Source organism: Thalassotalea sp. Y01, from assembly GCF_012932945.1.
Taxonomy (GTDB): Bacteria; Pseudomonadota; Gammaproteobacteria; order Enterobacterales; family Alteromonadaceae; genus Thalassotalea_A.
Map to the genome: position 1 here is coordinate 1 of NZ_JABBXG010000015.1, position 13,545 is coordinate 13,545.

General features: G+C 44.0%; 13 protein-coding genes. 4 read left to right on the forward strand and 9 right to left on the reverse strand.

All coding sequences use genetic code 11. The features are described 5' to 3' along the window. From HII16_RS16155 to HII16_RS16170, 4 genes are all read left to right on the forward strand, one after another. The coding region (locus tag HII16_RS16155) for an amidohydrolase family protein (RefSeq protein ID WP_169131802.1) at positions 1 to 1,149 on the forward strand (1,149 nt) is incomplete at its 5' end. A gap of 125 nt (positions 1,150 to 1,274) precedes the next feature. Further along, positions 1,275 to 1,832, forward strand: a complete 558-nt coding sequence (locus HII16_RS16160) for a DUF4136 domain-containing protein (protein ID WP_169131804.1) — start codon at positions 1,275 to 1,277, stop codon at positions 1,830 to 1,832. A gap of 116 nt (positions 1,833 to 1,948) precedes the next feature. After that, entirely contained in the window at positions 1,949 to 2,212 is a 264-nt protein-coding gene (locus HII16_RS16165; RefSeq protein WP_169131806.1) for a hypothetical protein, read from the forward strand. Positions 2,213 to 2,556: 344 nt separating this feature from the next. Beyond that, the gene (locus HII16_RS16170) at positions 2,557 to 4,155 is read left to right on the forward strand and encodes an AbgT family transporter (protein WP_169131808.1); all 1,599 of its coding nucleotides are present in this window, start codon (positions 2,557 to 2,559) and stop codon (positions 4,153 to 4,155) included. A 128-nt stretch (positions 4,156 to 4,283) separates the two neighbouring features. Here the strand turns inward: HII16_RS16170 and HII16_RS16175 are convergent, their stop codons facing one another. From HII16_RS16175 to HII16_RS16215, 9 genes are all read right to left on the reverse strand, one after another. Next, positions 4,284 to 5,840, reverse strand: a complete 1,557-nt coding sequence (locus HII16_RS16175) for a glutamate synthase-related protein (RefSeq protein ID WP_169131810.1) — start codon at positions 5,838 to 5,840, stop codon at positions 4,284 to 4,286. A gap of 157 nt (positions 5,841 to 5,997) precedes the next feature. Continuing rightward, the gene (gene nqrM / locus HII16_RS16180) at positions 5,998 to 6,219 is read right to left on the reverse strand and encodes a (Na+)-NQR maturation NqrM (protein WP_135440495.1); all 222 of its coding nucleotides are present in this window, start codon (positions 6,217 to 6,219) and stop codon (positions 5,998 to 6,000) included. A gap of 34 nt (positions 6,220 to 6,253) precedes the next feature. Continuing rightward, positions 6,254 to 7,312 (reverse strand): FAD:protein FMN transferase, encoded by a 1,059-nt coding sequence (locus HII16_RS16185; protein ID WP_169131813.1) that lies wholly within the window; start codon positions 7,310 to 7,312, stop codon positions 6,254 to 6,256. Between the two features lie 192 nt (positions 7,313 to 7,504). Then, the gene (gene nqrF / locus HII16_RS16190; RefSeq protein ID WP_169131815.1) at positions 7,505 to 8,731 is read right to left on the reverse strand and encodes an NADH:ubiquinone reductase (Na(+)-transporting) subunit F; all 1,227 of its coding nucleotides are present in this window, start codon (positions 8,729 to 8,731) and stop codon (positions 7,505 to 7,507) included. 58 nt (positions 8,732 to 8,789) lie between these two features. Next, positions 8,790 to 9,413: an NADH:ubiquinone reductase (Na(+)-transporting) subunit E gene (nqrE, locus tag HII16_RS16195; RefSeq protein ID WP_169131817.1), complete on the reverse strand. Its 624-nt coding sequence runs from the start codon at positions 9,411 to 9,413 to the stop codon at positions 8,790 to 8,792. A 4-nt stretch (positions 9,414 to 9,417) separates the two neighbouring features. Continuing rightward, entirely contained in the window at positions 9,418 to 10,044 is a 627-nt protein-coding gene (locus HII16_RS16200; protein WP_135439395.1) for an NADH:ubiquinone reductase (Na(+)-transporting) subunit D, read from the reverse strand. Then, positions 10,044 to 10,814, reverse strand: a complete 771-nt coding sequence (locus tag HII16_RS16205; protein WP_169131819.1) for a Na(+)-translocating NADH-quinone reductase subunit C — start codon at positions 10,812 to 10,814, stop codon at positions 10,044 to 10,046. The genes HII16_RS16200 and HII16_RS16205 overlap by 1 nt, the downstream gene beginning before the upstream one ends. Further along, on the reverse strand, positions 10,807 to 12,012 hold the full coding sequence (locus HII16_RS16210) for an NADH:ubiquinone reductase (Na(+)-transporting) subunit B (RefSeq protein WP_135439393.1): 1,206 nt from the start codon (positions 12,010 to 12,012) through the stop codon (positions 10,807 to 10,809). The genes HII16_RS16205 and HII16_RS16210 overlap by 8 nt, the downstream gene beginning before the upstream one ends. 2 nt (positions 12,013 to 12,014) lie before the next feature. Further along, positions 12,015 to 13,349: a Na(+)-translocating NADH-quinone reductase subunit A gene (locus HII16_RS16215; RefSeq protein ID WP_169131821.1), complete on the reverse strand. Its 1,335-nt coding sequence runs from the start codon at positions 13,347 to 13,349 to the stop codon at positions 12,015 to 12,017. Positions 13,350 to 13,545 lie beyond the last annotated feature (196 nt).

Below are 13,545 nucleotides of genomic sequence, written 5' to 3' on the forward strand. Positions count from 1 at the left end.
GGCCTTATTGATGGTCATGCGCACATCATGATCAACAACAACTTTGCTAACGTTGAAAGTGATATGGACTTAACCGATATGTCTTATCGTGCTTCGATTGTCGCTGAACGTTTTCTTATGGATGGCTTCACCACAGTGCGTGACATGGGTGGCCCAGCATTTGGACTGATGCGTAACATCAATTCTGGTCATATTATCGGTCCTAAGATTTTTCCATCAGGCACTTTTATTTCACAAACCTCTGGCCATGGTGATTTTCGTGACCGCGGTGATGCCGGCTTCTCACCAACCAGTGCACACGATGCATCAAACTTTGAACACTTTGGTATTGGCGCTGTTGCCGATGGTGAAGCGGAAGTATTAAAAGCAACGCGCACCAACTTACGTAACGGTGCGACACAAATTAAAATCATGGCCGGTGGTGGTGGTTCATCCAAATATGACCCAATCGATACAGTACAGTTTTCTAAAGAAGAAACCTGTTCAATCGTTGAAACGACCAAAGACTGGAACACTTACGTAGCCGCTCACGTATTTAATGACCGAGCAATGAACCGCTTGATGGACTGTGGTGTGAAGTCATTTGAGCATGGCTTTTTCATGAACGAAGAGACCATGCAACGTATCTCTAAAGAAGGTGTCTATGTGGTACCACAAATGTGGGGATTATCGCCGGATCTAGCGAAAAACCCGCTAATGCCAAAAGACAAACTACCGCTAATCAAGGTACTTCGTGAAAAATACGGCAACTACGGTAAGCAACTACTTGCTAACAACGTTAAAGTTGTCTTCGCATCGGACTACGTTGGTACCTTTGCTGACGCCGAACGTGCGCGTCGTTACGAAATCTGGTGGCGTGGTGAAGCGTTCGGTAATAACTTCGAAGTATTGAAGCAAATGACCTCAACCGCTGGTGAATTAATGGCTTTATCAGGTCCACGTAACCCATACGCTGCATCAGGTAAACTCGGTGTGGTGGAAGTAGGCGCTGCCGCTGACCTTATTCTTGTCGACGGTAACCCACTGAAAGACTTAAGTGTCATCGGTGGTAACGATAAATGGTTCGACGCGGATCCTGAATACAAGAAAATCGATACACTTCACATTGTTATGAAGGACGGTGTTATCTACAGAGACGAACTAAAGTAAATTGATATATCTGGATAACTCCCAAAAAAATCAGCGGCATTAGCCGCTGTTTTTTTATCTATAAATGGCAAGACATCTATAATTTATCTATACCTAATGTTGAAGATAAATAATAAGGTGCTGTTATGAAAGCTGTTTTTTTACATTTTTGGGGTCCACTGCTGGTGGGTTTGATGCTATTAACCGGTTGTAAATCAACACCATCGAACGTTGATTACGATACCGAGACGAATTTCAGTCAGTTTAGTTTTTATCAATTCGTTGACTCCAAAGAAGAACAAGCTGCTGAACTTGATGATTTAAGTAAAGATCGTATTGAACAAGCGATCAGTAGCGAGCTGAGTAAAAAATCGTTAAATGCCACCGATGATGCTGCCGATCTGCAAGTAAGTTTTTACACCACCGAAGAGCAAAAAGAGAATAAGTCATCGTTTAGCATTGGCTTTGGCGGCACCAATTATGGCGGCAATTCGTCCACCGGTGTTGGTGTCGGCACCACCATTCCAATCGATCGTGGTTATGATGTCTACACACAAATTACTATCGACTTTTATCATCAAGGCAAAATGATTTGGCGCGGTTTTGATGGGTTCACCGCCGAACCCGATATGACACCGGAACAACGTCAAGTGGAAGTGAATAGCGTGGTCAGTAAAATTCTGAGTCAGTACCCTCCAAAATAAGGCGAGCAAAGATTATCTAAATCGGTTGGTAAATACATATAACCAACTAATATAAATAACCGGCCTGATATGCTCTATCATTATGCGTCGACAGTAAAACATACCTGGAGCGTATTTTGGCCCAAACCGATGTAAACAACACATCCCCTTTAAAACAGCTTTATGAGTTGTGGCAACGAGCAAGTATTGTACTGGCCTCGGTATTTATGACGAGCATAATCGCAACCTTAATTTGTGCCGCTTTGGGTGAAGCCAATCCCTTGGTGATTGTTAGTGCGCTGTTGTTGGGTCTTGCTCACGGATTAAGAGCATTACGTAACATAGAAGCAGGCATTGGTTTGCAAAAACACCTGCAAAAACGTAAAAAGTTCGACATTTAGTCGCACCATCTGTAAAGATAATGTTGCATATTCCAGCCGATTTAGGGCTGCCAACCAAGCAAATCCTCTCAACAGCAATTTTGGCGACATATAACCACCTATTCACCTAATTTATCGACATTTAAATGCTGTTCCCCACAAAGAACTCTAGAGTTTAACGAGTTGTACTTATTTGTCAGATTATGTATATTCACTCGAAATTTTGCTTTAAAGCCAATAGAGTTGTTAGTCTTAAGCGTGCGTCTGCAGATCTAAACAGCCTTGACGGTTAATTTTGAACTAACAACAATAATTCTTCATCATTGGCTCTGCAGTAGAAATAAACCCAGAAGTTAGGAAGTAAGATGTCGAACGATTTAGTGCAAGAACAAAAGGAGCCACCAAAGCACTCCTCCGCCTTTAATCGCTTTTTAGCGGGCGTGGAATGGCTTGGTAACTGTTTACCGCACCCTATCACCCTATTCGCGTTATTTTGTGTATTTATCATTGTTATCAGTGGTGTTGCCAGTTTATTCGATTTAAGTGTTATTGATCCCCGCCCTGAAGGCACCGCGGGTCGCGCAGCAGATGGCGTGATCAGTGTTGTTAACTTATTCAGCGGTGACGGTTTGCAGATGATTGTCGCAAACTTGGTCACCAACTTCACCGGCTTTGCGCCATTAGGAACCGTTTTGGTCGCCTTATTAGGTGTCGCTATTGCCGAAAAGTCAGGACTACTTGAAACCGCAATGCGCACACTGGTGATGGGCTCATCAAAGAAGATGGTGACATTCACTATCGTCTTTGCCGGTATCATTTCTAACACTGCATCCGAGCTTGGTTATGTGGTTTTAATTCCACTTGCGGCGATGATCTTCCACTCGTTAGGTCGCCACCCATTGGCAGGCCTTGCGGCAGCGTTTGCCGGCGTATCTGGCGGATACAGCGCCAACTTATTACTAGGAACTGTTGATCCATTACTCGCTGGTATCACCACCGCGGCAGCGCAACTTATTGAGCCAGGTTACAATGTCGGTCCAGAAGCAAACTACTACTTTATGTTTGTCTCAGTATTTCTTATCTCTGGTGTCGGTACCTATGTTACCGAGAAAATTGTTGAACCTCGCCTTGGCAAATACAATGAGCAAGAAGCATCTATAGACCTTAACGCCCAAAAGATTACAGAAGTTACCGCGAACGAGAAAAAAGCGCTGAAAATGGCTGGCATCGCCTTTGCCGTGCTGTGTGGTGTGCTAGCGTTGACCATCGTTCCAGAATGGGGCATTTTACGTCATCCTGAAACCGGAGAAGTGAAGAACTCGCCGTTTTTAAAAGGTATCGTTGCCTTTATCTTTGTCACATTCGCAATCCCAGGTTATGTCTACGGCCGTTATGCTGGCACGATGCGTACTGACCGCGATGTCATTAAAGCCATGAGTGACAATATGGGTACCATGGGTATGTATATTGTATTGGTATTTTTTGCCGCACAATTTGTTGCCCTATTCAAATGGTCAAACTTAGGAACCATCCTCGCCATCAAAGGCTCGCAACTGATTCAAGCCATGGGCTTAGCGGGTCCTGAGCTGTTTATCATCTTTATTTTAATGTGTGGTTTTATCAACTTAATGTTGGGAAGTGCCTCGGCACAATGGGCAGTAACCGCGCCGATTTTCGTACCCATGTTGATGTTGGTAGGTTACTCACCAGAAGTCATTCAAACCGCGTACCGTATTGGTGACTCGGTAACAAACCTGATTACCCCAATGATGAGTTATTTTGGCTTAATATTGGCGGTAGCGGTGCGTTATAAGAAAGACTTGGGCATAGGTACATTAATTGCCACCATGCTGCCTTACACAATATTTTTTGTGATTGGTTGGTCTACCCTGTTCTATTTATGGGTGTTCTTATTCGGCATGCCTGTGGGTCCTGGTTCACCAACCTTTTACCCAATCGGCTAAAGCCAATTACTCTCGAAAAAGGCTTAACCTCTAGTGCAGTGGTTAAGCCTTTTTTATTGCCTGTTACTCATCCTTTATCGCGTTCAATGGCGCGTACTAGCGCCTAGTAGTGCTCAGTAGTGTTTTCATTAATTGGCGCAAAACCCGCTATAACGAATACCGCTTAAACTTGCCATGTCATGATGCCACGTGGCTAAATCATCGCGGTTAAATTTTGACAATGCGTTGTGCCCACAAGCTCGTGCCATCACTTGCATCAGTGACACCGAGGCTTGGAAAAAATTCTGCAATTGTTGTGCAGATTTATCGACATTAAGTCGTTGTCGCAAATCTTGACGCTGCGTGGCTATGCCTGCAGGGCAGTTATTGGTATTACACATGCGAGCTGCCACACAGCCAATCGATTGCATCGCGCTATTGGATACCGCAATACCATCTGCGCCAAGTGCCATTGCTTTAACAAAATCGATTGGCAAACGCAGACCACCGGTAACAATGAGCGTCACTTTACCACTGACACCCTGCTGGTCTAGGTATCGTCTTGCTCGCGCCAAAGCGGGTATGGTTGGCACACTGATATGATCTCGAAATATTTGTGGCGCAGCCCCTGTGCCACCGCCACGACCATCAAGAATGATGTAATCGGCGCTAGAATCAAGAGCGAACTGAATATCGCGCTCAATGTGATTGGCACTGAGTTTAAAGCCAACGGGAATACCGCCGGTGATTTCTCTCACCCTATCAGCAAATGCTTTAAAGTCGGCAACGGTGTTCAGGTCGGCAAAGGTAGGTGGTGAAATGGCCGGTTGCCCCTCCTCAATGCCACGTACTTGCGAAATTTTTCCTTTATTTTTAATGCCCGGAAGATGGCCACCAGTGCCCGTTTTAGCGCCTTGGCCACCTTTAAAGTGGAAACTTTGCACCTGCTTCAACAATTCTTCTTTGTAGCCGAACTTGGCGCTCGCTAACTCGTAAAAATAGCGACTGTTGGCTTGTTGCTCTTCCGGCAACATACCGCCTTCACCGGAGCAGATACCGGTACCGGCTAACTCTGCACCTTTAGCCAGCGCGATCTTGGCTTCTTCCGATAATGCACCAAAACTCATATCCGAGACAAACAAAGGAATATCGAGTTTCAATGGCTTTTTCGCGTCTGGACCAATAACCAATTCGGTATTGACCTCACTGTCTTCCATAAGGGGTTTACGCGCCATTTGCGCCACCATGACTTGGATATCATCCCAATGTGGTAATGCATGCCTTGGCACGCCCATTGAGGTCATAGGACCATGATGGCCAAGCTTAGATAAGCCTTCGCGCGCTAATTGATGAATGAGCTCAACCGTTGGCTCTTCCTTGGTGGCAATGGCTTTAGGCATATCTTCGCCATTACTTTTCGCGGCATTGGTTGCAAGACCTGGGCCTTGCTGACCAATGACACTGCTATCAAATTGCTTGTGCGAACCATCACAAAACGGTTGGTTAAGGCTGTGTTTGCACTGACATAAGTACTGGATACCGTCTTCTTCGGCGGTAAATTTTTGTGGCTTGAAGCTAGTCCCCGCATGAGAGCCATCACAAAAAGGTTGCGATTTTGAACGTCCACAGGCACAGAAAAAATAGTCATTGTCTCTTTCAAGCTCAACTTTAATGGGTTTGTTATCGGCGATGATAGGGTTCGGCATTACCCCACCTCCTTAAACTATATGCAGTAATTCCTTTAACTCTAGTACATATCATCAAAAAAATACCCTCTAAGGCTATCCAGCCTTCCGGGTATAAGTACCGCGTGGACAAAAAAAGCCCCGGTTAAAACCGAGGCTTGTTCAATAACATATCCAGTTAGATGTTTTTCACATCAATAGCATTTTCTTTAAGTGCCGCTTTACGCTCGCGCTCTTGACGCTTTTCGCATGGATTGTCGCAATTACACTCTTTGTCGATACCAACCGTAGCTAAACCACCACAGCTACCTGCCAAGGTTTTTTGTTGAACAATATAACCAACTGCCATAGCCGCGGCGATAACCACAAAAAAACCAAAAGTTAATAAAAATAATGTCATCACTTTTCTCTCTTTACTTTAACCAAGAGCGAGCTTATTTCTCGGCTAAATACTGCTTAAACTGTTCTGTCATTTGTTCAGTAAAGCCATCGTCCGACTTACTGATTAAATACACCGCAACATTTTGTTGCTCGGCAAACGCCAGGCCCTTGTCTGGGCCCATGACCTCAATCGCTGTCGCTAAGCCATCGGCGGTCATCGCTGATGGATGCAAGACTGTTACCGAGACCAGTTTGTGATCAATTGGCCAGCCTGTATCAGGATCTATGGTATGAGAATAACGTACACCGTCTTCTTCAAAATAATTGCGATAATCACCTGATGTCGCTACTGCATTATCGCCGGGGATTATAACCTTTTGTACGGCTCGTGTCCCAGAAATTGGCTTCTCTACGGCAATTCGCCAATCCTTACCGGATAACTTATTGCCTTTAAGGCGCATTTCGCCCCCTATATCGACAATATAGTCGTTATAACCTTGTTGTTCCAAATAGTCTGCGACCATATCAACCGCAAAACCTTTCGCGATTGCCGAAAGGTCGACATAGACTTTGACATCATTCTTGGCAAGCTTACCGCTTTCAAGAGAGATCTTGTTTATACCAATATGCTGTTTGGTACTGGCAATAAGCTCTTTCGCAGGAACAGACTCTGGACGTTTTTCTGGACCAAAGCTCCATAAATTCACCAGTGGGCCGACGGTAACATCAAATGCGCCATCCGTTATCTTGGCCAGACGTATAGACTCAGTCAGCACGCGATCTAGTTCAGCGGAAATGTTACGACTTTCCATGCCTTGGTATCGATTGAATTTAGACAATTCCGATTCGGCATCGTAAGTCGACATTTGTGCGTTAATTTTCTTCAGTAATTGATCAACATTTACAGCCAGCATTTGTTGCTCAACGCGCTGTTTTTCACCAACAACTTTTACGGTGTAAACAATGGGTCCCATTGTACGTCCGGTTAACACGAGCTCTTCAACATCTTGTGTAGCTTGAAGCGTTTGTGCCGCTTGTTTATCTGCTTCACCGCAAGCAATAACGGCTAACGACATAACAGATATAACAAAATATTTTACTGTTTTTCTCATCTGAAGGTTTATCCTGATTAAAAACTGCCCGCATTATACGAATTTCATGGGGTCAGATCACTTGGTTTTTTTCAAGTGATCTGACCCCATGAAACAATTTAAGAGTTAATTCATTGCTCTGCCGCTTTGCATTGAGCTGATAGAAACAAAAAGAGCGCCAATTAGGCGCCCTTTGATTAGCAGATGTTTCGATTAACCACCGAAGTCATCTAGCATGATGTTTTCGTCTTCAACACCCAAATCTTTTAGCATACCGATAACAGCAGCATTCATCATTGGAGGACCACACATGTAGAACTCACAATCTTCTGGTGCTTCGTGGTCTTTCAGGTATTGCTCAAACAGAACGTTGTGAATAAAACCAGTTAGGCCATCCCAGTTATCTTCTGGTTGTGGGTCAGATAGAGCCACGTGCCAATCGAAGTTATCATTTTCAGCCGCAAGCATGTTGTAATCATCTTCATAGAACATCTCACGCAATGAACGTGCACCGTACCAGAAGCTCATCTTACGCTTTGACTTAAGACGCTTAAGTTGGTCAAAGATATGAGAACGCATTGGCGCCATACCTGCACCACCACCGATAAATACCATTTCAGCATCCGTGTCTTTGGCAAAGAACTCACCAAATGGACCTGAAATAGTTACTTTATCGCCTGGCTTAAGGTTAAAGATGAACGATGACATTTTACCAGCAGGTAAGTGTAAACGACCAGGAGGCGGCGTAGCTATACGCACGTTAAGCATGATAATGCCTTCTTCTTCCGGGTAGTTAGCCATTGAATAAGCACGTAATGTTGGCTCATCAACCTTAGACTCTACGTCGAAGAAACCAAAGTGTTCCCAGTCGCCACGGTATTGCTCTTCAATATCAAAATCAGAGTATTTAACGTGATGTGCAGGAGCTTCGATTTGAATGTAACCACCAGCACGGAAAGGTACTGACTCGCCATCAGGGATACCAAGTTTAAGCTCTTTAATGAAGGTAGCTTTGTTATCGTTAGAGATAACTTCACATTCCCATTGTTGAACACCGAAGATTTCATCTTCTACTTCAATATCCATGTCTTGCTTAACAGCAACCTGACATGATAAACGACAACCCTCTTTGGCTTCACGTTTAGTAATGTGACCCATTTCAGTAGGAAGAATATCACCACCACCTGAATGAACATGTACACGACATTGGCCACATGTACCACCGCCACCACAGGCAGATGGTATGAAAATACCTTGGTCAGCTAATGCGCCAAGGAGCTTGCCACCCGCAGCAGTCGTTACTGCTTTTTCTGGGTCGCCGTTAATTGCAATTGTAACATCGCCTTCCGCTACTAGTTTTGACTTGGCAAATAAGATTACCAATACCAAAGCAACAACGATTGCGGTGAACATGCCTACGCCTAGAATAATCTCTTGCATAGTTGTTTTCCTTTAATACTTGATGCCTGGGAGTTTTCACTCCCAGAGCGCATTAACCTTATAACGAGATACCACCAAACGATAAGAAGCCAAAAGCCATCAAACCAGTGGTGATAAACGTAATACCTAAACCTTTCAAACCTGCTGGTACGTCAGAATACTTCATTTTCTCGCGTAAACCCGCAAGTAAAACAATCGCCAACGCCCAACCACAACCTGAACCAAGACCATAAACAACTGACTCACCTAATGTAAGGTTTTTAGCTACCATGAAAGATACCGCACCAAATATTGCACAGTTAACTGTGATAAGTGGTAAGAAGATACCTAATGCTTGATACAAAGCTGGGAAAAATTTATCCAGTACCATCTCAAGGATTTGTACTAACGCCGCGATAACACCGATAAAGGTAATGAACGACAAGAATGATAAATCTACAGTCTCAGTCGGGTCTGTGATACCTAATATTCCGTCAAGTGCACCAGGCGCTAAGATTGCTTGGTAAATGATTTGGTTAACAGGAACCGCAATACCTAGTACTACAATTACCGCTACACCAAGACCCATTGCCGTGCTTACTTTCTTAGATACCGCTAAGAATGTACACATACCCAAGAAGAAACTTAAGGCAATGTTTTCGATAAAAATCGTTTTTACAAATAAGCTAATGTAATGTTCCATGTGCTTAGTCCTTCTCAACTTGCTCTGGCTTGAACTGGCGAATTGCCCAGATAATCAAACCAATGATGAAGAATGAGCTAAATGGTAATACAAGAAGACCATTAGCTTGATACCAGCCGCCATTTTGAATTAGAGGTAAAATCTCAATACCAAATAGCGTGCCGAAACCCAGAAGTTCACGGAAGAATGCAACTAGCATAAGGATCAGACCGTAACCTAAACCGTTACCGATACCATCCATAAAGCTCACTACTGGCTTCTCTTTCATCGCGAATGCTTCAGCACGACCCATTACGATACAGTTAGTAATGATTAGACCAACGAATACCGATAGCTCTTTTGAAAGCTGGTAAGAGAATGCTTTAAGCACTTGGTCAACAACGATTACAAGTGATGCGATGATTGCCATCTGTACGATAATACGAACACTAGATGGAATATGATTACGTATAATAGAGATAAACAGGTTAGAAAACGCTGTTACCAAGATTACCGCAATAGTCATAACCAATGCGTTAGCCATTGAGCTGGTTACAGCTAGCGCTGAACAAATACCCAATACTTGCAATGCGATCGGGTTGTTATCAACGATTGGTTTCGTTAACACATCTTTTGAAGATACTTCACTCATTAGTTAAGCCCCTTTTCGCGAGTTTTAGCGATGAACGGACCATAGCCCTCTTCACCTAACCAAAAGTGGATTGTTTTCTCAACACCAACACTTGTTAACGTTGCACCAGATAGGCCGTCAACACCGTGAACGTCATCTGCTTTAGCACCGCCTTTAACCATGCGAATAGCAATATCACCGTTGTCGTTGAACATTTTCTTACCAGGCCATAAAGCTTTCCAATTAGGGTTCATAACTTCCGCACCTAAGCCCGGAGTTTCTTTATGATCGGAGTAAACAACGGACTTAACTGTGTTTAAATCTGATTCAAGACCGACAAAACCGTACATTAAGTCCCAAAGACCTGAACCTACGATTGGCAGAATAACTGTTTCAATAGTACCTGCGCCGTTCTTTACGAAGTAAACAACTTGAGTATTTGCACGACGGTTGATGCCAGCGATATCATTTACAGGCTTAGACGATTTGTTTGCATCACGAGCATCACGACGCTCGTCAAACATGTCAGGGTTGCCGTCAATGACTTCACCGGTTGCTACGTCAATCATTTTTGCTTCAACAAATTGATTGTAGGTAGCAACAATGTTGTTACCAGCCATATCTAATAGGCCAGCAGCTTCAAGAATTTTCGTTTGCTTATCAAGTAGCTTGTTTGCCGTTTGTAAAGGCTTAAGCTGAACAGCAGAAACTGATACTAGCGCCGCACAAACCAAACATACTGCTACAACAAAACCAACGGTTTTGCCAAAAGTTTCTTTTTTACTAGACACGTGCAAGTCTCCGTTTGATGTTTGACTGAACGACGAAGTAGTCGAATAGTGGGGCAAACAAGTTAGCGAAAAGAATTGCCAACATCATGCCTTCAGGGAACGCTGGGTTCACAACACGAACAAGAACAACCATGACACCAACTAGGGCACCAAAGAAGTATTTACCGGTGTTGGTGAATGACATCGTTACAGGGTCTGTTGCCATAAACATCATACCAAAGGCAAAACCACCTAATACTAAGTGCCAGTACCAAGGCATGGCAAACATAGTGTTGGTGTCAGAACCAATCGCATTGAACAAAAATGCTGTTGCAACCATACCGCCGAACACACTCAAGACGATACGCCATGAAGCGATTCCTTTATAGAGGATGTACGCGCCACCAAGGAAAATCGCTAACGTCGATACTTCACCTACAGAACCTGGGATGAAACCGTAAAATGCGTCTAACCAAGCTTGCGAGAAGATTGGTGCGTATTCTAGAGCGCCAGTCGCCGCTGCACCTAGTGCTGTTGCCCCAGAGAAACCATCAATAGCAACCCAAACGGTGTCGCCTGAGATTTCAGCAGGGTATGCAAAGAATAGGAATGCACGACCTGCTAATGCTGGGTTAAGGAAGTTTTTACCGGTACCACCAAAGATCTCTTTGGCGATAACAACACCAAAGGTAATACCTAGTGCTGCCTGCCATAAAGGAATGGTTGCCGGTAAAATCAATGCAAATAAGATTGAGGTTACGAAGAAACCTTCGTTAACTTCATGCTTACGAACAGCTGCGAATAGTACTTCCCAAAAACCACCTACGATAAACACTGTTATGTAGATAGGTAGGAAGAAAAAGGCACCATAGGCCATTTTCGCAATCCAGCCGGATTGAGCCGTTAGCTCACCACCAAATAAGCTAAATAAGCTTACTTGCCAGCTATCAGGTAGTGCATAACCTGCCGCTAATGCATCAACAGCTTGATGTCCAATATTGAACATACCAAAGAACATGGCAGGGAAAACCGCTAACCATACAGTGATCATGATACGTTTCAAGTCGATACTGTCACGAATGTGAGTTTTACCCTTGGTTACATAACCTGGGGTAAATAAGCCCGTAGCAACGGCTTCGTATAACGCGAACCATTTCTCGTGCTTGCCGCCTTTCTCAAAATGCGGCTCAATGTCTTCAATAAACTTTTTCAAGCCCATGACTAACCTTCCTTCTCAATAATGGTTAGGACGTCACGCAACATTACGCCGTAGTCTGTTTTACCAGGACATACGAATGTACATAATGCTAAATCTTCTTCGTCAAGCTCTAGTGCCCCAAGCAATTGCGCACTGTCAGAGTCTTTCGCGGCTAAATCGCGTAATAACAAAGTCGGAAGGATATCAAGCGGCATAATGCGCTCGTAGTTTCCGATTGGCACCATCGCACGAGGAGAACCATTTGTGGTGGTCGTCATGCTGAATAGCTTGCCTTTAAAGAAGTGTGACATGTAAGCACGAGTAACCGAGAATTTGTTCGGACCTGGGTACATGTAACCGATGAATTCTTTTTCACGGCCTTCTAAAAGAGCTACAACTTGTACGTGGTAACGACCTAAGAATGCATGAACACCTGCTGCCGTAACACCTTGAAGAGGTGAACCAGAAATAACGCGTACATCGCCTTGTTCCAATTCGCCGGCAATCAACTCATTGGTATTAACACCTAACACAGTGCGTATCAATCGAGGATTCTTTACCGCAGGACCCGCTAGAGCGATAACACGAGTAGAGTCAAGCTTACCAGTAGTGAATAACGTACCGATGGCAATAACGTCTTGGTAACCAACATGCCAAGCCATTTTCTCAGCAGATACTGGTGCTAAGAAATGAATGTGCGTACCAACAAGACCTGCAGGATGAGGACCGGCAAATTCATTTACCGCCGCATTACCCGCTGGAATATCAGCACCAGGTGCTTTTGATACGAACACTTTGCCTTCGGTTAGGGCTGACAATACAGTCAAACCATTAACAAAAGCATCTTTTTGCTCAGCGATGACGACTTGTGGATCAGCGGCTAATGGGTTGGTGTCCATAGCACTAACAAAAATGTTAGTTGCAACACTGCCTAACGCAGGAGTTTTGCTGTATGGACGTGTTCGCAAAGCAGGCCACAAACCAGAGTTAACTAGGTTTTTTTCGGCATCTTCGCGAGATAAAGACGCTAGCTGATCCGCACTGTAAGCACTAAATGTTTCTTCTTCGTCGCCATTGATTTCAATAACAACAGATTGCAAAACACGCTTTTCACCACGGTTAATTTCTTTAACAACACCAGAAGCCGGAGCTGTGAATTTAACGCCAGGGTTTTTCTTGTCTTCAAAAAGAACCTGACCTTTTTTAACGCTGTCACCTGCTTTTACAAACATGGTTGGGCGCATACCCACAAACTCTTCGCCTAGTGCCGCAACGGTTTTGATGGCCGTACCATCATGGATTACTTGCTGGGGAGCCCCTTTTACAGGAATATCCAGACCTTTTTTTATTGTAATCATAAACACATGCACTTGTTGACAGGAGTTATAGTCACCGAAAATCAACGGCGACCCAGTTTCTTGCCCTGGTAAATTGCTACAACAACTTCCTTTTGGGCAAGGCTTTTAGTTCAAAATTTTTTCGGCGCGAATTTTACCACATAAGGCCATGCAATTTCTATTGATTTGGTGACAATAAGTAACATTTTCGCATCGG